Source organism: Rhodococcus sp. USK13, assembly GCF_018343855.1.
Classification (GTDB): domain Bacteria; phylum Actinomycetota; class Actinomycetes; order Mycobacteriales; family Mycobacteriaceae; genus Rhodococcus_F; species Rhodococcus_F oxybenzonivorans.
Genome location: NZ_CP069242.1, coordinates 6,714,093 through 6,736,658 on the forward strand (window position 1 = coordinate 6,714,093; position 22,566 = coordinate 6,736,658).

Annotated in this window: 26 protein-coding genes and 2 pseudogenes; 13 read left to right on the top strand and 15 right to left on the bottom strand. The window is 65.8% G+C overall.

All coding sequences use genetic code 11. From position 1 onward, the window contains the following. The first annotated feature begins 25 nt into the window (after positions 1-25). The 9 genes and pseudogenes from JQT59_RS33590 to JQT59_RS33630 all read left to right on the top strand — a co-directional run bounded on the left by JQT59_RS33590 (position 26) and on the right by JQT59_RS33630 (position 6,275). A complete protein-coding gene (locus JQT59_RS33590; protein ID WP_213573809.1) occupies positions 26-787 on the top strand; it encodes a HypC/HybG/HupF family hydrogenase formation chaperone in 762 nt (253 codons plus the stop codon). Then, positions 784-1,455 carry a D-sedoheptulose-7-phosphate isomerase gene (locus tag JQT59_RS33595; protein ID WP_109326813.1) on the top strand — a complete coding sequence of 224 codons (672 nt, stop codon included), beginning with the start codon at positions 784-786 and terminating at the stop codon, positions 1,453-1,455. The genes JQT59_RS33590 and JQT59_RS33595 overlap by 4 nt, the downstream gene beginning before the upstream one ends. After that, the gene (gene hypE / locus JQT59_RS33600) at positions 1,452-2,552 is read left to right on the top strand and encodes a hydrogenase expression/formation protein HypE (RefSeq protein WP_213573811.1); all 1,101 of its coding nucleotides are present in this window, start codon (positions 1,452-1,454) and stop codon (positions 2,550-2,552) included. The genes JQT59_RS33595 and hypE overlap by 4 nt, the downstream gene beginning before the upstream one ends. Positions 2,553-2,577: 25 nt before the next feature. Further along, a complete protein-coding gene (locus JQT59_RS33605) occupies positions 2,578-2,850 on the top strand; it encodes a HypC/HybG/HupF family hydrogenase formation chaperone (RefSeq protein ID WP_109326811.1) in 273 nt (90 codons plus the stop codon). 16 nt (positions 2,851-2,866) lie between these two features. Then, positions 2,867-3,994 carry a hydrogenase formation protein HypD gene (gene hypD, locus JQT59_RS33610; protein ID WP_109326808.1) on the top strand — a complete coding sequence of 376 codons (1,128 nt, stop codon included), beginning with the start codon at positions 2,867-2,869 and terminating at the stop codon, positions 3,992-3,994. 5 nt (positions 3,995-3,999) lie between these two features. Then, the gene (locus tag JQT59_RS33615; protein WP_213573813.1) at positions 4,000-4,773 is read left to right on the top strand and encodes a DUF6390 family protein; all 774 of its coding nucleotides are present in this window, start codon (positions 4,000-4,002) and stop codon (positions 4,771-4,773) included. 243 nt (positions 4,774-5,016) lie between these two features. Further along, positions 5,017-5,316 (top strand): annotated as a pseudogene (locus JQT59_RS33620) (ArsR/SmtB family transcription factor); the annotation flags it as partial. A gap of 18 nt (positions 5,317-5,334) precedes the next feature. Beyond that, a complete protein-coding gene (locus JQT59_RS33625; protein ID WP_213578311.1) occupies positions 5,335-5,817 on the top strand; it encodes an SRPBCC family protein in 483 nt (160 codons plus the stop codon). After that, positions 5,817-6,275: an SRPBCC family protein gene (locus JQT59_RS33630; protein ID WP_213573815.1), complete on the top strand. Its 459-nt coding sequence runs from the start codon at positions 5,817-5,819 to the stop codon at positions 6,273-6,275. Before JQT59_RS33625 ends, JQT59_RS33630 begins: the two co-directional genes overlap by 1 nt. Before the next feature lie 51 nt (positions 6,276-6,326). Here the strand turns inward: JQT59_RS33630 and JQT59_RS33635 are convergent, their stop codons facing one another. Both JQT59_RS33635 and JQT59_RS33640 read right to left on the bottom strand, forming a co-directional pair. Beyond that, positions 6,327-7,625, bottom strand: a complete 1,299-nt coding sequence (locus JQT59_RS33635; RefSeq protein WP_213573817.1) for an MFS transporter — start codon at positions 7,623-7,625, stop codon at positions 6,327-6,329. After that, positions 7,622-8,983 (bottom strand): MBL fold metallo-hydrolase, encoded by a 1,362-nt coding sequence (locus JQT59_RS33640; RefSeq protein WP_213573819.1) that lies wholly within the window; start codon positions 8,981-8,983, stop codon positions 7,622-7,624. Before JQT59_RS33640 ends, JQT59_RS33635 begins: the two co-directional genes overlap by 4 nt. Before the next feature lie 87 nt (positions 8,984-9,070). Between JQT59_RS33640 and JQT59_RS33645 the strand changes: the two genes are divergently transcribed. The 3 genes from JQT59_RS33645 (at position 9,071) to JQT59_RS33655 (ending at position 11,646) form a co-directional block, all read left to right on the top strand. Beyond that, positions 9,071-9,733, top strand: a complete 663-nt coding sequence (locus tag JQT59_RS33645; RefSeq protein WP_213573821.1) for an ArsR/SmtB family transcription factor — start codon at positions 9,071-9,073, stop codon at positions 9,731-9,733. Between the two features lie 78 nt (positions 9,734-9,811). Beyond that, complete coding sequence (locus JQT59_RS33650) at positions 9,812-11,092, top strand: MFS transporter (RefSeq protein ID WP_213573823.1); 1,281 nt, start codon at positions 9,812-9,814, stop codon at positions 11,090-11,092. Between the two features lie 197 nt (positions 11,093-11,289). Beyond that, positions 11,290-11,646 (top strand): RidA family protein, encoded by a 357-nt coding sequence (locus tag JQT59_RS33655; protein ID WP_213573825.1) that lies wholly within the window; start codon positions 11,290-11,292, stop codon positions 11,644-11,646. A 166-nt stretch (positions 11,647-11,812) separates the two neighbouring features. Here JQT59_RS33655 and JQT59_RS37405 read toward each other — a convergent pair. From JQT59_RS37405 to JQT59_RS38520, 3 genes and pseudogenes are all read right to left on the bottom strand, one after another. Then, a pseudogene (locus tag JQT59_RS37405) lies at positions 11,813-12,058 on the bottom strand (transposase); the annotation flags it as partial. Positions 12,059-12,145: 87 nt separating this feature from the next. Next, positions 12,146-12,448 carry a hypothetical protein gene (locus JQT59_RS33660; protein WP_213573827.1) on the bottom strand — a complete coding sequence of 101 codons (303 nt, stop codon included), beginning with the start codon at positions 12,446-12,448 and terminating at the stop codon, positions 12,146-12,148. Between the two features lie 248 nt (positions 12,449-12,696). Further along, positions 12,697-13,110, bottom strand: coding sequence for a hypothetical protein (locus JQT59_RS38520; protein WP_249354690.1), 414 nt, complete (start codon positions 13,108-13,110; stop codon positions 12,697-12,699). On the opposite strand from JQT59_RS38520, the gene JQT59_RS37410 reads away from it, so the two are divergent. Next, complete coding sequence (locus JQT59_RS37410; RefSeq protein WP_249354696.1) at positions 13,015-13,242, top strand: hypothetical protein; 228 nt, start codon at positions 13,015-13,017, stop codon at positions 13,240-13,242. The two genes, JQT59_RS38520 and JQT59_RS37410, sit on opposite strands and share 96 nt — an antisense overlap. Positions 13,243-13,259: 17 nt before the next feature. Here JQT59_RS37410 and JQT59_RS33670 read toward each other — a convergent pair whose 3' ends face one another. From JQT59_RS33670 to JQT59_RS33715, 10 genes are all read right to left on the bottom strand, one after another. Beyond that, positions 13,260-14,444, bottom strand: a complete 1,185-nt coding sequence (locus JQT59_RS33670; RefSeq protein ID WP_213573831.1) for a thiolase family protein — start codon at positions 14,442-14,444, stop codon at positions 13,260-13,262. Positions 14,445-14,572: 128 nt separating this feature from the next. Continuing rightward, on the bottom strand, positions 14,573-14,887 hold the full coding sequence (locus JQT59_RS33675) for a Dabb family protein (RefSeq protein ID WP_213573832.1): 315 nt from the start codon (positions 14,885-14,887) through the stop codon (positions 14,573-14,575). Positions 14,888-14,980: 93 nt separating this feature from the next. Continuing rightward, positions 14,981-15,628, bottom strand: coding sequence for a CoA transferase subunit B (locus tag JQT59_RS33680; RefSeq protein WP_213573834.1), 648 nt, complete (start codon positions 15,626-15,628; stop codon positions 14,981-14,983). A 2-nt stretch (positions 15,629-15,630) separates the two neighbouring features. Next, on the bottom strand, positions 15,631-16,422 hold the full coding sequence (locus JQT59_RS33685) for a CoA transferase subunit A (RefSeq protein WP_213573835.1): 792 nt from the start codon (positions 16,420-16,422) through the stop codon (positions 15,631-15,633). Between the two features lie 150 nt (positions 16,423-16,572). Continuing rightward, complete coding sequence (locus JQT59_RS33690) at positions 16,573-17,718, bottom strand: MBL fold metallo-hydrolase (protein WP_213573837.1); 1,146 nt, start codon at positions 17,716-17,718, stop codon at positions 16,573-16,575. A 66-nt stretch (positions 17,719-17,784) separates the two neighbouring features. Beyond that, on the bottom strand, positions 17,785-19,074 hold the full coding sequence (gene eno, locus JQT59_RS33695; protein WP_213573839.1) for a phosphopyruvate hydratase: 1,290 nt from the start codon (positions 19,072-19,074) through the stop codon (positions 17,785-17,787). Positions 19,075-19,076: 2 nt separating this feature from the next. Then, positions 19,077-20,081, bottom strand: a complete 1,005-nt coding sequence (locus JQT59_RS33700) for a phosphotransferase family protein (RefSeq protein ID WP_213573841.1) — start codon at positions 20,079-20,081, stop codon at positions 19,077-19,079. Further along, complete coding sequence (locus tag JQT59_RS33705) at positions 20,078-21,085, bottom strand: C-terminal binding protein (RefSeq protein ID WP_213573843.1); 1,008 nt, start codon at positions 21,083-21,085, stop codon at positions 20,078-20,080. The genes JQT59_RS33700 and JQT59_RS33705 overlap by 4 nt, the downstream gene beginning before the upstream one ends. After that, positions 21,082-21,939, bottom strand: a complete 858-nt coding sequence (locus JQT59_RS33710) for a fumarylacetoacetate hydrolase family protein (RefSeq protein WP_213573845.1) — start codon at positions 21,937-21,939, stop codon at positions 21,082-21,084. The genes JQT59_RS33705 and JQT59_RS33710 overlap by 4 nt, the downstream gene beginning before the upstream one ends. Positions 21,940-22,001: 62 nt before the next feature. Beyond that, a complete protein-coding gene (locus tag JQT59_RS33715; protein WP_213573847.1) occupies positions 22,002-22,538 on the bottom strand; it encodes a VOC family protein in 537 nt (178 codons plus the stop codon). Positions 22,539-22,566 lie beyond the last annotated feature (28 nt).

Sequence of the window (22,566 nt, forward strand, 5' to 3'; positions counted from 1 at the left end):
TGGCCCGGGGACGGGAGCGAAGTCAATGACGACAACCGAAGCGGGCGGCCACCTCGTCGACACGGACCTGTCGGCAGACCTTGCCGCCGCATCACTTGCCCTTGCGCGCAGATTCCACGACGGTGCGACGCTCTGGGTCATCTCACCTCAATGGGAGCCGCACGCCCACCACGTGGCGGTCGAATTCGTGCACCCGGTGATCATGGGAAAACGCGCGTTGCCGTCGGTCGCTCTCGTCGAGCCCGACCCCGTGGCGCAGTCCCGGGTGGCGAGCCGGCCCGGTGACGTCCTGCTGGCGGTCGCGTCGGCCGACGAACCGGCCGTCGTGGACGCGATGCGCCGCGCCCCCGCGTGGGGCGTCGAAACCCTGTGGATCGGGGCGGGACCGCGCCCACCCGCCGGAGCGGCGAACCACATCCTGTGGGTCGATTCCGACGACCCGATGGTCCCGGCCACCGGGCGATTCGTCCTGATGTACCACCTGTTGTGGGAGCTCACGCACGTCTGCTTCGAGCACTCGGGGCTGCTGAAGCCCGCCACCGAAGAGTGCACCCAGACCGGCTGCGTCACCTGCAGCGACGAGGGCCGTCTCGGCGAAGTGGTGCTGGAGCCCGCTGACGCACTCGGCCCTGCCCTGGTGCGCACCGCCACCGGTGAGGAATGGGTGGACGTCAGCGTATTGTCCGACGTGCGGCCGAACGACCTGGTCCTCGTCCATGCGGGCGCAGCTATCACCCGACTCGACGGCACAGAGCCCCGCCAAGCAGAGCAGGAGAGGGAAGGATGACCACGCACGACTCCGAGAGCACCAACTTTCTCTACCCCTTCATCGACTCCGAGGAGACGGACGCGAAGAGCCTCCTCGACGACCTGGCTGCCTCGGCGCGTGGAAAAGCAGCCGAAAGCGCACGGCTGCAACGGGCCTCACTCGAGGAGTACGGCGAAGGCCTGACAGCGGCCGGCATCGAGATGGCCGACAGGTTTCGGCGCGGCGGCCGCCTTTACACGTTCGGCAACGGCGGCAGCTCCACCGATGCCGCGACCCTGGCGACCCTGTTCAGTCGTCCGGCGCGGGGACGCCCCGTCGCGGCCTGGTCCCTCGCCGCCGACCAGGCCGTGGTGACCGCATTGGCCAATGATGTCGGGTTCGATCTGATCTTCAAGCGGCAGATCATCGCCCACGCCCGGGATCGGGACGTGGCCATTGCGTTGTCGACCTCCGGCAATTCCGACGATCTGATGACGGCGCTGACCGAGGCGAAGAGCAGAGGTCTTCTGACCATCGGATTCGCGGGACACGAAGGCGGCCGGATGGCGGTTGCCGACTACTTGGACTATTGCTTCACCATCCACTCGCAGAGCATTCATCGCATTCAGGAAAGCCACGCGATGCTCGGGTACCGGTTGTGGTCCGTCGCCCAGGAACATCTCGCGAGACCGGGAGCGTATGCATGAGCACCACCGAACCCGCCACCTCGGCTCAGCGCGAAGACCGCGTACTCGAACGCATCGACAAGTTCCGTCAGCGTCGGCCGCGATTGCTGGACGAGGTGGTGACCCTCGCGCACGGGGCAGGCGGCAAGTCGTCGGCCGCGCTCGTCGATGCCGTCTTCGTGGAGGCGTTCCGCAACGAAGAACTGGAACAGCTCGGGGACGCCGCGGCCCTGGCACTGCCTTCCGGTGAGCGGCTCGCCTTCTCCACCGACTCCTACGTGGTGCAGCCGCGGCGCTTCCCGGGTGGATCGATCGGTCACCTCGCCGTCCATGGCACGGTCAACGACCTTGCGGTGTCGGGTGCGCGGCCGCAGTGGCTGTCGGCGGCATTCGTCATCGAGGAAGGCTTTCCCATCGCGGAGCTGAAGGAGATCGTCGCCGACATGAGTGAGGCGGCGATTCTGTCTGGAGTGCAGATCGTCACCGGCGACACCAAGGTGGTGGGCAAGGGTGCCGCCGACGGCGTGTACATCTCCACGGCGGGCGTCGGTGTGATCCCCGACGGTCGGCGGTTGTCGCCGGACCTCGTCCGGCCCGGCGACAAGGTGGTGCTGTCCGGCACCATCGGAGAACACGGAATGGCGGTCATGCTGGCGCGGGGTGACCTCGCGATCGAAGCGGACATCGCCTCGGACACCGCACCGGTGAACGGAGTGGTGGAAGCGCTCCTCGCGGCGGCGCCGTCGACACGGTGGATGCGCGACGCCACGCGCGGCGGTGTCGGAACCGTCTGCAACGAACTCGCCAAGGCCGCCCAGGTCGCCGTCATCGTCGACGAGGAAACCCTGCCGATCCAACCGCAGGTGCTCGGTGCCTGCGACATGCTCGGCATCGACCCCCTGTATGTCGCGAACGAGGGCAAGTTCGTGGCCGTCGTCGCGGCGGAGGAAGCCGAGGCCGCCGTGACGGCGATGCGGGCGCACCCCCGCGGAGCGAATGCCGCAATCGTGGGCGAGATTCTGAGGGAACCCCCAGGAATCGTCGCGTTGAGAACATCATTCGGCGGCAGCCGGATCGTCGACATGCTCGTCGGTGACCCCCTACCCCGGATCTGCTGAGAACCTCCCGGAGAGGAGAAACCCGATGTGCTTGGGAATACCCGGTCAGGTGGTCGACATCGTCGACGCCCAACAGCATCTGGCCAAGGTGGACGTGAACGGCGTCCAGAGAACGATCAGTGTTCGACTGCTCGCCGAAGACAACCTGGTGGTCGGTGACTGGGTGCTCGTGCACGTCGGGTTCGCGATGGCGAAGATCGACGAAATCGAGGCGCAACTCACCCTGGACCAGGTGCAGAAGATGGGCGCCGACTATGTGAACGAGATCGACGCGTTCAACTCGTCCGAGATCGCCTGAGAGTCAGAGGTAAGTGATGAAGTTCGTCGACGAATTCCGCGACCCCGCAGCGGCGCGAGCCCTGGTCAAGTCCATCACCGAGCTGGCCCGCGGTGACGAGTTCAAGTTCATGGAAGTGTGTGGCGGCCACACCCACACGATCTATCGTCACGGTATCGAGCACCTGCTGCCCGAATCGGTGGAGTTGGTGCACGGGCCCGGATGCCCGGTGTGCGTCATCCCCATGGGCCGCGTCGACGACGCGATGTGGCTCGCGGAACAGCCCGGTGTCATCTTCACCACCTTCGGCGACATGATGCGCGTGCCCGGCTCGAAGGGCAATCTCATCGAGGCCAAGGCGCGGGGCGCGGACGTCCGGTTCGTGTACTCACCGCTCGACGCCCTGAAGGTGGCCATCGACAATCCGGACAAGCAGGTGGTGTTCTTCGCGGTCGGCTTCGAGACCACGGCGCCGTCCACGGCCGTGACCCTGGTGCGGGCGCGGGCACTCGGGGTGACGAACTTCAGCGTGTTCTGCAACCACGTCACGATCGTTCCGCCCATCAAGGCGATCCTGGAGTCGCCGGACCTGCGGCTGTCCGGGTTCCTCGGCCCGGGGCACGTGTCCACGGTGGTCGGACTGCGCCCGTACCGCTTCGTGTCCGAGGTGTATGGCAAGCCGATGGTCGTCGCCGGCTTCGAGCCACTCGACATTCTCGCCTCGGTGCACATGCTGCTCCAGCAGATTCGGGAGGGACGCTGCGAGATCGAGAATCAGTACAAGCGGGTGGTGCGCCCGGAGGGCAACGTGCAGGCGCTGAAGTTGATGGCCGAAACGTTCGAGCTGCGACCACATTTCGAGTGGCGGGGCCTTGGGTTTATCTCGCAGAGCGCACTGAAGGTGCACCGGAACTACGCGGAGTTCGACGCCGAGGAGAAGTTCTCGATGCCGGGCATCCGCGTCGCCGACCCGAAGGCATGCCAGTGCGGTGAGGTACTCAAGGGTGTCATCAAGCCCTGGGAATGCAAGGTGTTCGGGACGGCCTGCACACCGGAGACACCCATCGGTACCTGCATGGTCTCCCCCGAGGGCGCCTGCGCCGCCTACTACAACTTCGGTCGGTTGCACCGGGAGACCGCGCAGCTGCTCGGGCAGCGAGCCTGACTGCCATGGTGTCGCTCGAACATTCGGTGCTGCCGGGGCACCGCCTGTTCGCGCAGTACGCGCACGCCCCGAATGCGCTCGGGTATTGCGGCCCTCCGGGTTCCGAGCGACTGCAGGCGTTCGCGTGCGGTCAGGCCACCGACGTCGATGTGCTCTCGCTGGCACGGCAGTTCAGCGGCGCCTGGCCGTATCAACAGGTGATCGCGGAACTCGCGGGCATCGCCGACCCCCTGGACGAGCGGGTGGTCCGTGCCTACTGGACGGCCGACGACCTGATCGACCGCATAGACCGATCCCAGTTCGGCGCAACCCTCCTCGCGCGGCTGGCGTCGACAGCGGGACACTACTGGAAACACCTGACCGGGGAGCTCCTCGTCGAAGCGGCGCCGACTCACAATTTCCATGTCTTCGGCGTCTACCCGTGGTCGCGGCTACTCGACACGGGGATGCCGCAACCGCTGCACGTCCTCGACTCGTGCCGGATCAGCTGGGGCGAGGTGGTGAGGTTCACGGCGAACCGGGCAGTGGTCCGTTCACGACCGCTGATGTTCGAGCACGGGCAGCTATTCCTCGGACCCGACCGGGAAGTGCCCGCCGACTACACGGTGCCCGAGGGAGCCTTCGTCCCCGATCTCGCCGTCGGCGATCGTGTGGCGGTGCACTGGAATTTCGTCTGCGACCGACTCCGCGCCGCCCAGCTCGACCGCCTCGAGCAGCAAACGGAATGGCAACTTGCGCAGACCAACCGGAGGTTGAGCACGACTGGTCACTCCGGGTAGCAGTCTCCTCTGTCGGGTGAGGCATCGACTCGACTGAGTGGACCGTGGTCAACCGCGCGCCCCGCTCCTCTCCGCAACGAAAGCAACGGTGTTGTATATCGGTGCAAACGTAGCAAGGAGTGCTCATGTCGACCCACCGCTGCAACGCCGCATGAGCGTGTGCGCCCATCGGCGGTGCTGCGGCCGCCAGGTCACGGTGGATACTCTTGACAACCACGCTTCGTAAGCGAAGGCTTACCGTTCGTAGATACTTACCAAGCTGGAGATGAATGGGGCGCGCTCGCTGATCGGACGAGGCGCACGATCCTCGAGCGTCTGGCCGAGGGGCCGTGCGCGGTCGGTGAGCTCGCACGGGAGTTGCCGATCAGCCGGCCGGCGGTTTCGCAGCATCTGAAGGTGCTCAAAGACGCTGGGCTGGTCCGTGATCGGGCAGTCGGAACACGCCGCATCTATCACCTCGACCCGGCCGGTATCGGCGTGCTGCGCTCGCAGCTCGACCGGTTCTGGGTACAGGTCCTGACCGCATTCAAGGATGCGGTCGAACAACCCGCAGGAGAGGTCATGACACAAACACACGAGTCGGTGCGCAAGCAGGTCGTGGTGAACGCAGGTGTGGAGCGCGCGTTCGCGTTGTTCATCGAGCGATTCGATGCGATCAAGCCGCGTGAGCACAACATCATGGCGGTCCCGATCGCCGAGACCGTGTTCGAACCGAGGGTGGGCGGCCACATCTACGACCGTGGTGTGGACGGCACCGAATGCCGGTGGGCGCGGGTCCTTGCCTATGAGCCGCCGAACCGGGTGGTGTTCAGTTGGGACATCAACGGGCACTGGCAGATCGAGACCGACCCGGCCAAGACCAGCGAGGTGGAGGTCCGGTTCATCGCCGAATCCGATGATCGCACCCGGGTCGAGCTCGAGCACCGCAACCTCGAGCGCCACGGTCAGGGTTGGGAAGCGGTCCGCGACGGTGTCGAGCACGACGCCGGGTGGCCCCTCTACCTGCAGCGCTACCGTGGCGCCGTCGACAGTGAGCGGCACTGATGGCGCCGATCACGACCAGCATCGAGATCGACCGTCCACCGGCGCAGGTGTTCGGCTACGTCACCGACCCGACCCGCTTCGCCGAGTGGCAGAAGGGCGTGGTCGGCGGTCACATGGACGCGAACGGGACCCCGCGGGTCGGCGAGAAATGCCGCACCACGCGCCGCATCGGGTTCGCCGAGCGCTCGGTGACCGCCGAACTCACGCACATCGACCCGCCGAGAACCTGGGGTGTGCACGGTGTCGACGGCCCGATCCGTGCCGTGGTGAAGGTGTCCGTCGATCCGCTCGATGCCGGGCATCGCTCGCGGGTGACGATCGCGGTCGACTTCGAAGGCCATGGGATCGGGAAGATTCTCGTGCCACTTGCTGTGCGCCCACAGGCCCGCAGGGAGATGCCACGCAATCTGGCCACCCTCGAGCAGCGTCTGGAATCACAACCGGCACAGCCGAATTAGTGCGGACCCGCACTCGGCGGCTGACCCGAGGCGCATTTTCCGGTGAGGCGGTCAATCCTTCGACGCACGTCCGGTGCTGGTGTTGATGGGTCTGGGGTGGGTTTCGTACATGCGGGCGGCGACGGCGAGGGCGCAGGCGGTGCTGACGGCGGCGGCGGCCCAGAGGGCGGCGTGCATGCCCATCAGGTCGGCGACGATGCCGCCGGCGATGGCGCCGACGGCGTAGCCGCTGTCGCGCCAGACCCGGTAGATCCCGACGGCGCGCCCGCGCCAGGCTGGGTGCGCGACGTCGCCGATCACGGCGAGCAGGGTGGGGTAAACCATGGCGGTCCCGGCTCCGAGCAGCACCGTCCCCGCGGCCCACCCGAGGAAGGCGTCCGAGGTGGCGATCAGGGCGAGGGCCGCAGCTTGGAGGGCCATGCCGGTGGTGATCAGGTGTTTGCGGCCGATGCGGTCGGACAGGGCGCCGGTGACCAGCTGTCCGGTGCCCCACACACCGGGGTAGAGGGCGAACAGCAGCCCGATCTGGCCGGCGGGCAGGTCTGCGGTGGCGAACAGCAGCGGGAACAGACCCCAGGACAGGCCGAAGTTGAGGTTGTTGACCAGGCCGGCCTGGCTCGCCGAGGACAGCGCGGGTTCGGTGAAACTCGTTGCCGCGGCGATCTGCCGGTCGGTCAGGTCCGCGTGCAGGTGATCGTGCGCACCGTCCGCGCGGGGGATGTGCTGGGCGGCCTCGAGGCGCGCGTGGTCGCGGGTTTCGTGGATGAACACCCCGGACAGCAGCAGCGCGAGGGCGGTGTAGGCGAGTCCGAGCAGGAATGGGGCGGGCCGTAGCCCGTACTGTTCGGCGAGGTAGCCGGCCAGCAGTGAGCTGACGGCCACGGCCCCGTAGCCGGCGGCCTCGTTCAGGCCCATGGCCAGGCCGCGGCGGGCGGGGCCGACCAGGTCGATCTTCATCACCACGGTGGTCGACCAGGTCAGGCCCTGGTTGATACCCAACAGCACGTTGGCGGCGACGATCCACCACCAGTTGGGGGCGGCGATGAGCATCAGCGGGACGGGGATGGCGAACAGCCAGCCCACCAGCAGGACCGGTTTACGGCCGTAGCGGTCGGAGAACGTGCCGGCGACGTAGTTGGCGGCGGCCTTGGTGATCCCGAACGCGGCCACGTAGGTGAAGATGAACGTGTAACCGGTGAGGGCGAATTCGTTCGCTGCGAGCAGCGGCAGCACGGTCTGTTGCTGGCCGACCATGCCACCGACGAGGGCATTGACGGCGACGAGCAGGCTGAACTGGGCAAGGTTGGCGCCCAGGCCGAGTCGGATCGGCCGGGGCGAGGTGGGGCTCATGTGCCGGTCTCGAGGGTGCGGCCGGTGGCGGCGGCCCAGTCGTCGGGTCCGCCCTCGAGCACCGTGAGGTTTCGGTGCCCGGCGCGTTCGAGCAGGCTCGCGGCGCCCATCGCGCGTTCGCCGTGCCCGCACATCACCACGGTCGGTTCTCGGGGCAGGTCGTCGACCCGGCCCGGGAGGGCGCCGAGTTCGATGTGGACGGCGCCGGGCAGGTGCCCGGCCAGGTATTCGGGGCGTTGACGGATGTCGAGGACCCGAACATTGCCGACCCGGTCGGCGCCGGTCAGCGCGGTGGCGGTCACCTCGAGTTCCGCGGCGGTCCAGGCGGCGAGGCCGCCATCGAGTTCGCCGATCAGGTTGTCGTATCCGATTTTCAAGCCCTGCCATACGATCTCGTTCACGTCCTGGTCGGGGTCGCGGACGATGATCAGGGGCCGGTCGGCCGGGGCGAGCCAGCCCAGCCAGCTCGCGAACACCGGCCGCAGCGGGATCGAGAGGGCGCCGGGGATGTGGGCGGCCGCGAAACGGGCCAGCGGGCGCACATCGATCAGGGCGGCACCTTCGCCCAGTCGGGCCCGGACGGTGTCGACGGTCAAGGCCGGCAGCACCGGATCCTGGTCGAGGAGTGGAGGACCGACCCGGTTGATCTCGCCGAGCCGGAGGAAGTACGGCGGATAGCTGCCCAGGGACCCCAGCAATTGGTCGACGAAGCTGTCCTCGTCCCGGGCGGCGAGCAGCGGGTTGGTGGCACGCTCGCGGGCGATGGTGCTGGTGCGCTCGGCGCCGGGCGGGGCCGAGCAGAACGACCCCGCCCCGTGGGTCGGCCACACCGCGACCTCGTCGGGCAGCGCAGCGAGGCGCTGCAGCGAGGCGTACTGGGCGCGGGCGAGAACTTCGGTGCGATCCGGGCCGATCAGATCGGTGCGGGCGGCCGAACCCACGATCAACGATCCGCCGGTGAACACCCCGACCTCCTTCTCGCCGTCGAGGAGCAGGAACGACAGGTGCTCGTAGGTGTGCCCGGGCGTCATCAGCGCCCGCAACCGCAAACCGCCGAGGTCCACCTCGTCGCCGTCGCGCAGCCCGGTATGCGGAAACTCCCGGTCCCCGGCCGCCGAGGCCAGCACCCGCGTTCCGCCGGTGGCGCCGAGTTGATGGGCGCCGGAAAGGAAGTCGGCGTGCAGGTGGGTGTCGGCGGCGAACGCGACGGTCAACCCGCGGCGGGCGGCCGCGGCGTGGACCGCCCGCAGGTCCCGGCTGACGTCGACCACCAACGCCCGCCCGTCCCCCAGATCCACCAGATACGCGGAATTGCCGAGCCCCTCGTCGACGAGCGGCACCAGATCGATCCCGGCCATGGTCTTCTCCTGCCTCGACATGAGGGCATTCCGGGCGGAACACCCGATCCATGTTCTACACTATTCCAAAGATGATTGGAGAATGCTATGGGTGATCGGATCGCGAAGACGGAACTGTTCGACCAGTTCGCCCGGATCGGCAAGGCGCTCAGCAGCGGTAAGCGGCTCGAGCTGCTGGATCTGCTCGCCCAGGGCGAGCGCACCGTCGACGGGCTCGCCCGCGCGGCCGAGTTGGGTCTGACGACCGCGTCCGCGCATCTGCAAACCCTCAAGCAGGCCAATCTGGTCGCCGCCCGCCGCGAGGGCACCAAGGTGTTCTACCGGCTCGCCGGTGCGGATGTGGCGCAGCTGTTCGCGCTGGTCCGCACGGTCGCCAACGACCACCTGCCCGATGTCGAGGCCGCCCGCACCGCCTACCTCGGCCCCGCCGACACCGAACACGTCAGCAAGGACCAACTACTCGAGCGGGCCCGGTCCGGGAAGGTGACGGTCCTCGACGTGCGTCCCCGCGAGGAATACCAGGCCGGGCACATCCCCGGCGCCGTGTCGATTCCGTTGGACCAGTTGGCCGATCACCTCGCCGACCTACCTGCGGATCAGGAGATCGTCGCCTACTGCCGCGGCGCCTACTGCGTGCTCGCCCACGACGCGGTCCGGCTCCTGACCGACCACGGCCGCCGCGCCTCGCGGCTGGCCGACGGCATGCTCGAGTGGCGGCTGGCGGCCCTGCCGGTCGACTCCCTGACCTGACCACACACCCGGCATCACCGAAAACTCCTGTCCCGGCCGCGTCTGTGCGGGCCCACCCCGAAACCTCCGAGGTGATCGATGAGTTCGCAGCAGAACCCGCAGCAGCGCCGCACACTGGCGGTCCTGGTCGGCGCCCAGGTGCTCAGCGGCGCCGGCCTGGCCGCCGGTATCACGGTCGGGGCGCTGCTGGCGCAGGACATGCTCGAGACCACCAGCCTCGCCGGGCTGCCCAGCGCCATGTTCACTATCGGCTCCGCCGCGGCCGCGGTCACTGTCGGGCGCATCTCGCAACGCCTCGGCCGCAGGACGGGCCTAACTCTCGGGTACGCGGCCGGCTCCCTCGGCAGCCTCGGGGTGGTGGCGGCCGCGGTCCTGGGCAACATCGCCCTGCTGTTCCTCGCCCTGTTCGTCTACGGCGCGGGCACCGCGACCAACCTGCAAGCCCGGTACGCCGGAGCGGATCTGGCGAGCGCGCACCACCGCGGCCGGGCGGTGAGCACGGTGCTGGTGGCCACCACCGTCGGTGCCGTCGTGGGCCCGAATCTGGTGACCGTGATGGGCGATCTGGCCACCCGGTGGGGCATCCCGGCGTTGTCCGGGCCGTTCGTGCTCTCCGCCGCCGCCTACGCCCTCGCCGCGCTGGTGCTGTGGGTGTTGCTGCGCCCGGACCCGCTGCTGCTGGCGCGGACCCTGGCCGTCGACACCCCCAACGCGGCCGTCGACGAGACCGCCCCCGCTGCGGAGCGGACCTGGTCCCCGGCAGTGGTACTCGGGGCGACGGTGATGGTGGTGACCCAGCTGGTGATGGTCGCGATCATGACGATGACCCCGATCCACATGCAGCACCACGGCCACAGTGTCGGTGCCGCCGGGATGGTCATCGCCGTCCACGTCGGCGCCATGTACCTACCGTCCCCGCTGTCTGGGTTGCTCGTCGACCGCCTCGGACCCCGGCCGGTCGCCGCCGCCTCAGCGCTCACCCTGCTCGCCGCCGGGATCACCGCAGCCGCGGTACCGGCATCGTCGGTGCCCGCCCTCGCCCTCGCCCTCGGCCTGCTCGGCCTCGGCTGGAACCTCGGACTGGTCAGCGGCACCACGATCATCACCGACGAGGTCCCGCTGACCACCCGGGCCCGCACCCAGGGCACCGTCGATCTGTGCATCGCCGTCGCCGGGGCCGGGGGCGGGCTGACCTCCGGGATGATCGTCGCGGCCACCGACTACACCGTCCTCGCCGTCACCGGCGGAGTGATCGCGCTGAGCATCGTGCCCGCCCTCGCCCTGTCAGCCAGAATGAAGACGAAGACGAATCCGCTGACACCGGCGAACGAAACGGCAACCGGCAGCGCGCCGCGGTAACCGGTGGGCGGGCCTCAAGTGGCGTCGAAGTTCGATCCCCTTTTTATCGACATCACTTCTGACCGGCGGATTCGGTACGTCGCAAGCGTCGACAACTCGTGTCGAGAAACTATGTCGAAACCTGCGCTCTGCGAGACTGTGACCATGAGCGACGACATGCACATCGAGCTGATTCGACCGTCGGCGTTGACGGCAACGTGCCCTACGCGTACGCGGCGAGGACCCAGCAGCCATCCAGGCTCGTATTCACCGCTGGTGCCTGCCCGCTCGATGAGGCCGGCGCCACGGTAGCGGTTGGGGACATCGCAGGTCAGGCCGAACAAGTGATGCTCAATCTGCGCGCCGCGCTACACGCCGCTGGTGCCAATCTGCCCGACGTGGTCAAGACGACGGTCTACGTCGCCAGCAACGCACGAGCGGACCTGGTGACGGCGTGGGATGTCGTCAGCCGCCACTTTGGCGATCACGACGTGCCCAGCACACTGCTCGGCGTTGCTGTACTCGGCTACCCGGACCAGCTTGTCGAAGTCGAGGCGATCGCCGCGCTTCAATAGCGGAACGCTCACCGGCACGTCCCGAAAGCCGGCCCCTGACCGAAACTCGCTGACCAGCACAAACCCGATAGCCCCGTCCGGTGCTGATTTCGCTTTCGGGGCGGGCAGATTCTCACTGTCGTTGCAACACAAGCCTATTGAAATCTGGGTCTTCCCAGCTCACGGGTTACGTTACCGCAGTCGGCATCGCGAGTTCCAGCGCAGTGCGTCGCCGGTGAGCGGTGGCCCGTCGCTCGGCATTGAATACCGTGGCGGGAGTTGCGTACTCCAGGTTCTTCCGTGGGCGAGTGTTGAGCTCACGTGTTACCGACCGCACATGAGCGTGACTGTGCACCGAAAGATCGGTGCCCTTCGGGAAATACTGTCGAGTGAGCCCGTTGAAATTCTCGTTCGCACCCCGTTGCCACGGACTGGAACGTTCGGCTGATCAGCGCCGCCACCGAAGCCCGGAACCGGTTCGAGGGCATGTTCCTGACCCCCACACAGGCCCGCGCACTGCTCAAAGTTCCGCAGTTCCACGTTCACGACAAACCCCGAGGCGTTCCTCACCTGCAACTACGATCCAGCCAAATCGCTCTGCCACCCGGATCGCGCTCACCCGTCCGGCCGGTCGAAATCCCCGGCGATCGACCGGTGCGATCCGTCCTGCGCGAACATCGCGCGCACCGACACCCACATCGCCGCACTGCGCAGCGAGATCGCCCGACTCCGCGACGAAATCGTCGAGCCGGCCACCCCGATGCCGCTGCGTGAACGCCTCCGTCAACGAGCAGCCCACCTGAACAAACTCGTCGAACAGCACGAGAAGACCCGCATCACGAACCGCGAGGAGACCGACGTTGACCGATGACGACGACCGACGTGCCATCACCGCGGCCATGCAGCGCCTGTTCGCGGGAACACCGCTGCGGTCGTCGGGCAAGCTGGACATCGTCACCCTCGCGCAAGAAGCGGGGGTGAAGCGAAACAAGCTGACCCACAAGCACACCGACCTCAAGAATCTCTTCTACGCGCAAAGACGAACCCGCGACGGCATCCCCGACAACGAGGTCAAGCTCCGCGAGCAGATCGCCACCCTGCAGAAGTCGAACCAGTCGCTGCGAGACGAACGGGACCGCTACCGCCTGACCAGCGAAACTTTCGCTCGCGCATTGCACGTACTGACCATCGAGAACGACAACTTCCGGCGAGACGCACGCAACCGGTCCCCCCACGCATCGCGCCGCTCGGGCCATCCGCGCCTGGTCGATAACCTCGAGCCTGGAACGTCGCAACCAGGTACGAAGTAACCACAGAGTGCTTGTCGGTGAGGCGGCGACGGTTCGGGCGGTGCCGTGTGCTCCGATCGGGCTTCTTTCCCGTGCCTAGATGCCCATACACGGTGGTGCGCGGCACCTTCAGCATGTCCGCGATCTGCGCGACGGTGTGCTCGCCCGCGTCGTAGAGGCGCTGTGCGAGTTCGATCTGGTCGGGCTGAGCTTCGAGGGCCGGCCCCCTTACCGCCGACAACATGCCGTACATGGCGCAGCCCTCGGCGGTGGCAGTGTCGCGTTACCCATATGTGTCAATCAACGTGTTGCCGGGCCAGGCGTCTGAGCTGGATTGGCAGCACATCAGTGCACACGACGTAACAGCGCGGCGAGGGCTTGGCCGCCGCCGATGCACATGGTGACAATACCTAGCTCTAGATCGCGTCGCACCAGATCTTTGGCAACACGCAAGGTCAGAATGGCGCCGGTGGCGCCGACGGGGTGGCCAAGTGCGATCGCACCCCCATAGGGATTAGTCTTCTCCGAATCAAGCTTGGCGTCGCGGATTACCGCGACCGCCTGAGAGGCGAATGCCTCGTTCAACTCGATGGTGTCGATGTCGGCGGCGGTGGTGCCGGTCTGCTCGAACAGTTTGGCGAGCGCCAACGCCGGTGCGTAGCCCATCAGCTCCGGCTCGAGGGCAGCGGTTGCGACCGACTCGATCGTTGCCAGCCCGCCCAACCCTCTCTCCCGGGCAACGGATCCACGAGAAAGTACCAGCGCACCTGCCCCGTCGTTGATGCCCGAAGCGTTGCCGGCGGTGACGGTCCCACCGGCCTCGAAGGCAGGGCGCAGCGTGGCCAAGGTTGCGACAGTGGTGCTGGACTTGGGATGTTCGTCGGTGGTGATGGTGACAGGCTTGCGACCTCCGACCTGGACTGGGGTGATCTCCTCGTCGAACACGGCTCGGGCACGAGCGGTAGCGGCGCGGCGCTGCGATTCGGCCGCGAACTCGTCCTGCTGTTGACGGCTGATTCCGTACTTGCGTGCAACGTTCTCGGCGGTGATACCCATGTGTATGCCGTCGAAGGGGTCGGTGAGCATGCCGACGGTGCCGTCGACGAGCGTCCGATTCCCGAGTTTGTAACCGGTGCGGGCCCCGAAGTCGTAGAAGGGCATGCGGGACATGTTCTCGTTACCCCCGGCGACGGTGAGATTGGCTCCACCCCAACGTATCTGCATCGCAGCGGACCATACAGCCTGCAACCCTGAGCCGCACAACCGGTTGACGGTATGGGCAGGGACCGAAACCGGCAGTCCAGCGGACAGGGCGACACGGCGAGCGTTGTAAGCATCCGCCCCCACCTGACCAACACAGCCCATCACCACTTCGTCGATGTCCTCGGGCGCGACGCCCGCGCGGACAAGGGCGTACTTGGTGGCGGTGGCGCCGAGTTCGTGGGCGGGTACATCGACGAACACGCCACCGAAGCTGCCAACGGGGGTGCGGGCACCGTCGACGATGACGACAGATTCCTGAGTGGTCATGTCTAGTATCTTCCGATCTTGTTTGTTGCAGGTGTATCCGCCGGAGCCCGAGCTGTTCGGGCATCCGACGTGCTGAGTGCTGTGAGTCGATGACGTGAGTTACGGTATGTAACCGTCCGAGGTCGTCTTTACGGGTGGGTGGTCGCCGGAACGTCGAACTGTACCGATGACTTCTCTGCGAGGTAAGGCTGGACGAGTTCCGCATTGAGCCGGACGTGTGCTGGTGCGGCGAGGTATGCAGTGAAGGCGTCGTGGTCCCGGAATATGGCGGTGACGGCGTAGTCGGCGGTGGTTTCTCGCAGTCTTAGATCCTTTCCGTGCCAGTAGGATTCGATTCCCTGGCATGCTGACGCGAGTTTGTCGAGGGACGCGGACAGTGCGGTGAATACATGCTCGGGAGTGTCGTGGGTGAAGGTCAGTGTGATCACGTGGCCCATCGGCATTTTGCGGTCCTTGTCTGGAGAAAGTGGGAGGAGGGAGATGCCCGGATCGGCCCGACTCGGGCATCTCCCTCGGTTCGCGCCGGCGACCGTCGCCTAGGACAGCGGCGCACCGGTCGCGGCACGAACCTGTTCTGAGGTGACATCGGGGGCGCATTCGCGCAGCGCCAGCCCGGTGTCGGTGATATCGAGGACCGCCAGGTTGGTTATGATGCGGTTGACCACGCCCTCGCCCGTGAGTGGCAGGGCGCATTCCTCGACGATCTTTGGGTTGCCGTCCCGGTCGGTGTGTTCCATGAGCACGATGACCTTGCGGGCACCGTGCACCAGGTCCATCGCCCCACCCATGCCCTTAACCATCTTGCCCGGGACCATCCAGTTCGCCAGGTCTCCGGATGCAGAGACCTGCATTCCGCCGAGTACTGCGGTGTCGATGTGTCCGCCGCGGATCATCCCGAACGAGGCGGCCGAATCGAAGTACGACGCACCGGGGTTGACGGTAACGGTTTCCTTGCCGGCGTTGATGAGATCGGCGTCGACGTGCTGCTCATCCGGGTAGGGCCCGGTACCGAGAATTCCATTTTCGCTGTGCAGGGTTACTCGTACACCCGCCGGCAGAAAGTTCGGGATCAGCGTGGGCAGTCCGATCCCGAGGTTGACGTACTGTCCCGGCGCGAGTTCTTGGGCCGCGCGGGCCGCCATCTGTTCGCGGGTCCAGCCTTGGGTTTGCACTACTGCGGTCATGGTCAGTCCTCCTTGCCGGCACGGACGGTACGTTTTTCAATGTGTTTGTCCTGCGGGCCTGTGTGCACGATCCGGTCGACGTATATGCCCGGCAGGTGCACCTGAGCAGGGTCGATGACCCCAGGTGCGACGAGTTGCTCGACCTCGACAATGCAAAGTCGTCCGGCCATCGCTGCGAGGGGATTGAAGTTCTGTGCTGCCTTGTTGAAGACCAGGTTGCCTTCGGTGTCCCCGATGAGGGCGTGAACAAGCGCGTAATCCGCGGTGATCGACTCCTCGAGAACGTATCGCTTTCCAGCGAACGTCCGGGTTTCCTTCGGCGGGGAGGCGAGCTCAACTGACCCATCTCGTGCGTAGCGCCACGGCAGTCCGCCGGCAGAGATCGGGGTTCCGACTCCGGCCGGTGTGAAGAAGGCTGGGATGCCAGCGCCGCCGGCTCGGAGTTTCTCGGCCAGGGTGCCTTGCGGGGTGAGTTCCACCTCGAGTTCTCCGGAGAGATACTGGCGGGCGAACTCTTTGTTCTCGCCCACGTATGAGGCGATCATCCGCCGGATCTTGCCGCGGGTGAGCAACAGATCCAGTCCGTGTCCGGTGGCTCCGCAGTTGTTGGATATCACCTCGAGATCGGCGACGTCCGTGTCCGCGAGGGCGGCGATCACCGTGTCCGGTACCCCGGCGAGACCGAATCCACCGACCGCGAGCGAGGCTCCGGAGGGGATGTCGGAGACCGCGTCGGCCGCGGATGCGACCACTTTCGGCCGAGCGAGGGATGTCGTCGATCCTTGTACAGACATCGTGTGATGCCCCCTTCCGGTTGAGCTGAGGCCGTGTGGGCCCGATGTATGCGTTCTGTCAGCGCAGTCTGCGCGGTCGAGTTGCGGTCGATCGTGCGTGGACGGCAGGGCCCGACCTGCAGATCATTTCCTTCGCGGATGGTGCGGAACTCATGCGAGCTGGATGCGTTGTAAATCGGATCCAACGGTCGCGTCACCTCCGTACCCTTCTTGCGCCCACCCGTTCCAAACGTCGACATCGATGGATTCATTGGTTATGTCGGCAACATGTGACAACACGAGTCGTCGGGCGCCTGCCTGTTCGGCGACGGAGCCGACCCTTTGCACCTCTACATGAGACTCGAGCATGTGGGATCGGAACGCTTCGGGTAGATCTGCCCCTTGCAGGTTGATCGCCTCGTGCACAAGCAGATCGGTCCGGTTCGCAAGCCTGATGACGTTCTCGGAATAGGCTGTGTCTCCGGAGAAAGTAACCGATCCGTAGTCGGTATCGAACCGGAATGCAAATGATGGAAACACCGGCCCATGGGGAACCAAGACTGCAGTCACTCGTACACGGTCATCTTCCATTACCGTGAAAGGTGTCATGCTCGGCGCCCTGGTGGTGTAGTTGACGTCGACTTCAGGGATTCCAATTTCTGTGATGTCCATGAGCGTGCGGACGTCGCGTATTCCGCTGTCGCGGAGAAACATATTGGTGCTGTATGCGAACGCATCGTGCAAGCGATCAGCGAACTTGATCGTTCCGGGTGTTGGATCGGTGCCCACCGTGGTAGCTTCACCGCCGCCGAACTTCGGCGGAAGGCCACCGGCCGGGCCAGGTCCGTGCACGTGGACAGGATTCTCGATCCAGTCGCCATATGCGCTGTTGGGAACCGTTCCCCCTGCGAGGAAGAAGTCATAGAAGTCCGAGACATGGTCGGCGTGCAGATGGGTCAGGAAGATCGAGTTCAGATTTCTCTGCTGCAGACCCGAGCGTACATACTGGCTTGCAGATGCACGGCCGCAGTCGACAAGATACACCTGGCCCTCGATGACTACAGCAGTTGAGATGCCTGTTCGATTGGGTTCGATAGGAGGGCCGCCTTGCGTGCCCAGAAGAATGATCTCGAAACGTTCCTCACCGATGGCAGGCGGGACGGTGACGTCGTCGAACGTCTGTGGGAGTGTCGCTGATCCTGTCCCTGAAGAGCAGCCAGACAGCCCCACTGCAGCGGCGAGACTTCCTGCACCGGCCAGTAGGCCTCGCCTGGTCAGTTTGTTGGAAGGATCAAACACCTTGCTTGTGAGGCACATACTTCTCCATGTCGAGTTCGGGCCGATTCGTTTGCGAGATAGGAGTTCTTGTGTAGGAACCCTCGGTCATACGGGGTTCGGTGCCAGCGCTCCAGCCCCCGCGTACTGGGCCGATGACCCCAGTTTCGCTTCGATCTCGAGTAACCGATTCCATTTGGCGGTTCGCTCCGAGCGGGTGGTCGATCCGACCTTGATCTGTCCCGTGCGCCAGCCCACCGCCAGGTCGGACAGCCACGAATCCTCGGTTTCACCCGATCGGGCGGAGAGCACCGTGGCGACGTTGTGTTCTCGTGCGAAGTCGACGACCTCGCGCGCCTGCGAGAGGGTGCCGATCTGATTGGGTTTGACCAGAACAGCATTTGCTGCGCCGCGGTCCACTCCCTGTGCCAGTCGCTGGGGATTGGTCACGAACAGGTCGTCACCGAGGAGCTGGGTGGAGGGAAGAGCTGCTTGTGCCTTGGGCCAATGGTCCCAATCGTCTTCGGACAGGATGTCTTCGATGGACACGATCGGGAAGTCCGACGACCATGCTTCGAGTTCGGCGATGAGCTCGCTGGAGCTCAGGTGCCGGTTCTCGGAGGCGAAATGGTAGCGGGCCGAGTTCACGTCGTAGAACTCGGTGGCGGCGACATCGATCGCGATCGCGGCCTGTGCTCCGAGATCGAGGCCGGCCTTGGCGATGCCGCGCGCGAGAAACTCCAATGCCGCACGGTTGGACGGCAGTCTCGGGCCCAGTCCGCCTTCGTCGGCGACGAGCGCGACATCGTATCCGGCATCCTCGAGCACCTGGGCGGTGCCGCGACGCACTCGCCAGGCGAATTCGATCGCCTCGCGGAAGCTGTCGGCGCCGACCGGGACGACGAGGAAGTCCTGGATGTCGACCGCTCCGTCGGCGTGGGCGCCACCGGAGATGACGTTGACCATGGGCAGCGGAAGCAGGGGGTCGTTTCCGATGTGGGCGTAGAGGGGCAATCCGGCGGCTCGGGCAGCGGCTCGGGCTGAGGCGATCGACACCGACAAGACGGCATTCGAACCCATCGTCGACAGGTGGGGTGTACCGTCTGCCTCGCGCAGAGCGGCGTCGACGGCTCGTTGGTCGGTGGCGTCGATCCCGCAGACGGCGTCGCGCAGTGTGGTGTTGGCGTTCGCGACCGCGTAGGTTACGCCTTTTCCGCCGTACCGGATCCCGCCATCGCGTAGTTCGACGGCTTCGTGGGTGCCGGTGGAGGCACCCGACGGCACGATCGCCGTGGCCGCGGTCCCGTCGTGGAGGGTGACCTCCGTGGCCACGGTCGGATTGCCGCGGGAATCGAGGGCCTCCCAGGAGAACACCGATTTGATTCGGGTACCGGACATGGTCAGTTCCTCCAGAGAAGGTCGAAGGTGGGGCGGGGATGAAGTAGTACCTGCCGAGCGATCTGGAGCGCCTGCGCCCGGGCGGCCGGGGACAGGTAGGTCGCCGGCGACTTACCGTCGACGCGGGCGAGCAGGAGGCACCCGATCTGCCGCAGCAGGTGGTCGCGGTCGAATTCGGGCAATCGAGGCTGGGGGTGGGTGAGGTAGGCATCGAGGAATGCTCGTGCCAAATCCCGGAATTCGTGGGCTGCGGACGGAGTGTGCAGTGCCTTGCACACGAAATGCGCCAGCATGAAGGCCACGTCGAAGGTCGGGTCACCGATGTGGGTTACCTCCCAGTCGATGATCCACAACCCGTCGGCACCGGTGAGGATGTTCTTCGGCGAGAAGTCCCCGTGGACCAGACACATCCGGGTGGCGAGCATATGGTCGACGGTGGCCTCGATCGCTGGGGCGAGGTCGTGATGGTGGTCGCTCGTCCATCGGTAGAACGGGTCGACTCTGAGTTCAAGGAAGGCGTCGGTGTCGGCGAACGTGTTTCGCATGACCGGGTTGTCGCTGGACTCCGCGTGGAGGGTGGCCGACAGTCGTCCCAGAACTGCGCCGATGTGGGGCGCGACCTGTCCTGCGAGCAGGTCGGTCTTCCATTCGGTGAAGTCCCGTGGGGCTCGGGCGAGGGCCATCAAGTGTCTGTCCTCGTCCAATGCCAGCATCGGCGGCACGTGGTGCGGCAGTAGCGTGCCTGCGGCGTCGATCGCGTGTGCCTCGGTGATAAGGCGTTGTGGGGAGGCATACCAGTCGGCCTCGACGCGAAGTTTGGGAAGCGCACGCTTGACGACGACGTCTACTCCAGGACCGGAGACGGCCAGGACGTCGTTGGACACTCCCCCCGACAGCGGTGCGATGTCGAGAGGCGTGTCCTCGTTGGCGAGGCCGCGGTCGATCAGGAAGGCCGTCACCTCGTCAGCAAGCCCGGTCGTGGTGTTATCGATGGGGTGAATGGTCATGTCAGCGCCGTGTTCCGGGTCGAGAAGCGTGCGTGTGGGGAGTCGATCACCTGGGCGTTGACCACATGCGAAGGTAGTTCGCCGCGCAGCACGGCGGCGACGTTCGTTGCTGCCGTGCGTTGCAGGTCTGCGACGGCTTCGTCGGAGATGAATGCCGCGTGTGGCGTCAGGATCACGTCCTGTCGATGGCGGAGCGGATGGTCCTTCCCGGGAGGTTCGGTGGCCATCACATCGAGTGCGGCTCCGGCCAGGGTATTGCGTTCGAGCGCGTCGAGCAGGGCTGATTCGTCGATGAGTGCACCGCGTGAGGTGTTGATCACCACGGCGCCGGCGGGAAGCAACCCGAGTTCGCGGGCTCCGATGATGCCTGTCGTGGCCGGGTTCGCCGGCAGATGGAGGGACAGGATGTCGGCGCAGGCGAGAAGCTCGTCGAGCGTGCGGGTGAACGTCACCCCGGCGTCTTCCCTCTTGCCGGCCTGTGACGGTGAGAACGCCACGACGTTCATCCCGAAGGCCTGGACCCGGTGGGCTACAGCCCGCCCGATGGCTCCGAAGCCGACCAGCCCGACAGTTCTGTTTCGGAGCCGTTTGAGTGCGCCGAATTCTTTGTTGTCCCAACCACCGGTGGCGGTTTGCTGCGCGAACTGCGCGACTTTACGTGTGTGTCCGAGGATCAGGGCGAGGGTGTGGTCGGCGACTTCTTCGGTGCAGAACTCGGGAACGTTGGACACGATCACGCCGAGCCGGGTGGCGCATTCGACGTCGATGTTGTCGAGTCCGACCCCGTAGCGGCCGACGGTACGGCAGGATCGTGCTGCTTCCAGGACTCGAGCGGTGACCGGCTTCCAGCAGGTCAAGATCGCGTCGACGTCGGCTGCGAGGTCGACGAGCTCGTCTTCGGTTCCGGTGTCGGCCACGACGAGCTCCGCACCTACCCGGGCGAGGATCTCACGTTCGATGTCGAGGGTGGGCCAGGAGTAGTCCGTGACCAGGATGGTGCTCATGCGTGCGCCGGTTCCGGTCCGGAGAAGGTGTGGCTCATCTGCCCGATACCGGTGATCCAGCTTTCGATGACGTCGCCCTCGCGCAGGAAACGTGGCGGGTTCCAGGCGGTGCCGACGCCGGAGGGTGTTCCGGTGAAGATGAGGTCACCCGGGGTGAGGGTCACGATTCCCGAGATGTATTCGATCAGCTGGCCCACCGGGAAGATGAGGTCGCTGGTGCTCGAGTTCTGTACCTCTTTGCCGTTGAGCAAGCTACCCAGGGCGATGTTGTTCCGGTCGTCGAATTCGTCAGGAGTGACCAGGACGGGGCCGATCGCGGAGTATCCGGGGAAGGACTTGCCGAGGCCGAATTGCGGGTGCGATTCGGGACGCTGCTGCACGTCCCGGTCGGAGAAGTCCTGGCCGATGGTCACTCCGGCGACATAGTCCCACGCATCGTCGGCGGAAACCTTGTGGGCTTCGCGGCCGATCACGATGACTGCTTCGACTTCCCAGTCCACGCGGGGTCCGGACAGTGCGATGGTGGTGCCCGGTCCGGTCACCGAGGTGGGGAACTTCGGGAACACGAGCGGGTATTCGGGGACGGGCCAGCCCGCCTCGGCGACATGCTTGGCATAGTTGACGCCGATACCGAATCCCTGCAACGGTGTCGGGCTCGGTGCCCCCAACTGGTCCTGACGAAGGTCACCGGCGGACGCGAACGATGCGGACTGTGCCCATTCGCTGAATTCCTGCCACACGTGGAAGAGGGCGGCGATGTCGGCGGGGAATCGGCCGCTGCTGGCTTGTTCGATGTCGAGTGCTTGGTCACCGGAGATGAGTACGGCGCGGTTGTTTTGGTTCGCGATCTTCATGAAGTGCCCTCTGAGCAAAAGTTGGATAGGGAATAGGTACGCGCGTAGGCGCAGTGAGACGGTTACGACGTCGCTGTCGTCGTCGGTCTCTTGATCAGTTCGGAGTCCGGTTCGCCGGCCTTGCGGCGGGCGATCAGGTCTTCCATGTTGAACTCGATGCCGATGGGGTTGGCGGCGAACTCGGGGCCGAACATGAACTCGTTCGCCTCGTCGACGGTGTCGTACACGTCGACCTGCATCTCGGCTTGGTTTCCGTCCGGATCCCGGTAGTACAGCGACAGGGTCGGTCCATGGTGGATCTGCCACCAGGGGGTGATGTCCTCGTCGCGGAGTCGTTCGTAGGTGGCGATCAGGTCGGCGAGGGTGGCATAGGTGAATGCCACGTGGTGCATACCGAGCGTGTCGGGATCGTGCGGTTTGTACCCGTCGGCGAGGTTCGCCAGGGCCAGCCGGTGGTGTTCGTCGTCGTAGGCGAGGAAACAGATGCGGTCGTTTCCGTACTGGACCTTGGCCTCGAGAACGTTGAGCCACCAATCGCGGAGCCGGGGAACGTCGTTGGTCTGGAACACCACGTGGGCCAGACGTTCGGGCGAGGGCATGAGGACCTCCTGTATCGGGATGGAATGG

Coding starts and splice junctions, on each gene's coding strand:
- JQT59_RS33675 (WP_213573832.1), bottom strand. CDS start 14,887: ATGCCGATGGGCCACGTGATCACACTGACCTTCACCCACGACACTCCC.
- JQT59_RS33645 (WP_213573821.1), top strand. CDS start 9,071: ATGGGTGATCGGATCGCGAAGACGGAACTGTTCGACCAGTTCGCCCGG.
- JQT59_RS33680 (WP_213573834.1), bottom strand. CDS start 15,628: ATGACCGCAGTAGTGCAAACCCAAGGCTGGACCCGCGAACAGATGGCG.
- JQT59_RS33615 (WP_213573813.1), top strand. CDS start 4,000: ATGGTGTCGCTCGAACATTCGGTGCTGCCGGGGCACCGCCTGTTCGCG.
- JQT59_RS33700 (WP_213573841.1), bottom strand. CDS start 20,081: ATGACCATTCACCCCATCGATAACACCACGACCGGGCTTGCTGACGAG.
- hypD (WP_109326808.1), top strand. CDS start 2,867: ATGAAGTTCGTCGACGAATTCCGCGACCCCGCAGCGGCGCGAGCCCTG.
- JQT59_RS37410 (WP_249354696.1), top strand. CDS start 13,015: ATGCCCATACACGGTGGTGCGCGGCACCTTCAGCATGTCCGCGATCTG.
- JQT59_RS33630 (WP_213573815.1), top strand. CDS start 5,817: ATGGCGCCGATCACGACCAGCATCGAGATCGACCGTCCACCGGCGCAG.
- JQT59_RS33635 (WP_213573817.1), bottom strand. CDS start 7,625: ATGAGCCCCACCTCGCCCCGGCCGATCCGACTCGGCCTGGGCGCCAAC.
- JQT59_RS33690 (WP_213573837.1), bottom strand. CDS start 17,718: ATGTGCCTCACAAGCAAGGTGTTTGATCCTTCCAACAAACTGACCAGG.
- JQT59_RS33605 (WP_109326811.1), top strand. CDS start 2,578: ATGTGCTTGGGAATACCCGGTCAGGTGGTCGACATCGTCGACGCCCAA.
- eno (WP_213573839.1), bottom strand. CDS start 19,074: ATGTCCGGTACCCGAATCAAATCGGTGTTCTCCTGGGAGGCCCTCGAT.
- JQT59_RS33590 (WP_213573809.1), top strand. CDS start 26: ATGACGACAACCGAAGCGGGCGGCCACCTCGTCGACACGGACCTGTCG.
- JQT59_RS33685 (WP_213573835.1), bottom strand. CDS start 16,422: ATGTCTGTACAAGGATCGACGACATCCCTCGCTCGGCCGAAAGTGGTC.
- JQT59_RS33625 (WP_213578311.1), top strand. CDS start 5,335: ATGACACAAACACACGAGTCGGTGCGCAAGCAGGTCGTGGTGAACGCA.
- JQT59_RS33640 (WP_213573819.1), bottom strand. CDS start 8,983: ATGGCCGGGATCGATCTGGTGCCGCTCGTCGACGAGGGGCTCGGCAAT.
- JQT59_RS33650 (WP_213573823.1), top strand. CDS start 9,812: ATGAGTTCGCAGCAGAACCCGCAGCAGCGCCGCACACTGGCGGTCCTG.
- JQT59_RS33715 (WP_213573847.1), bottom strand. CDS start 22,538: ATGCCCTCGCCCGAACGTCTGGCCCACGTGGTGTTCCAGACCAACGAC.
- JQT59_RS33670 (WP_213573831.1), bottom strand. CDS start 14,444: ATGACCACTCAGGAATCTGTCGTCATCGTCGACGGTGCCCGCACCCCC.
- JQT59_RS33705 (WP_213573843.1), bottom strand. CDS start 21,085: ATGAGCACCATCCTGGTCACGGACTACTCCTGGCCCACCCTCGACATC.
- JQT59_RS33710 (WP_213573845.1), bottom strand. CDS start 21,939: ATGAAGATCGCGAACCAAAACAACCGCGCCGTACTCATCTCCGGTGAC.
- hypE (WP_213573811.1), top strand. CDS start 1,452: ATGAGCACCACCGAACCCGCCACCTCGGCTCAGCGCGAAGACCGCGTA.
- JQT59_RS33595 (WP_109326813.1), top strand. CDS start 784: ATGACCACGCACGACTCCGAGAGCACCAACTTTCTCTACCCCTTCATC.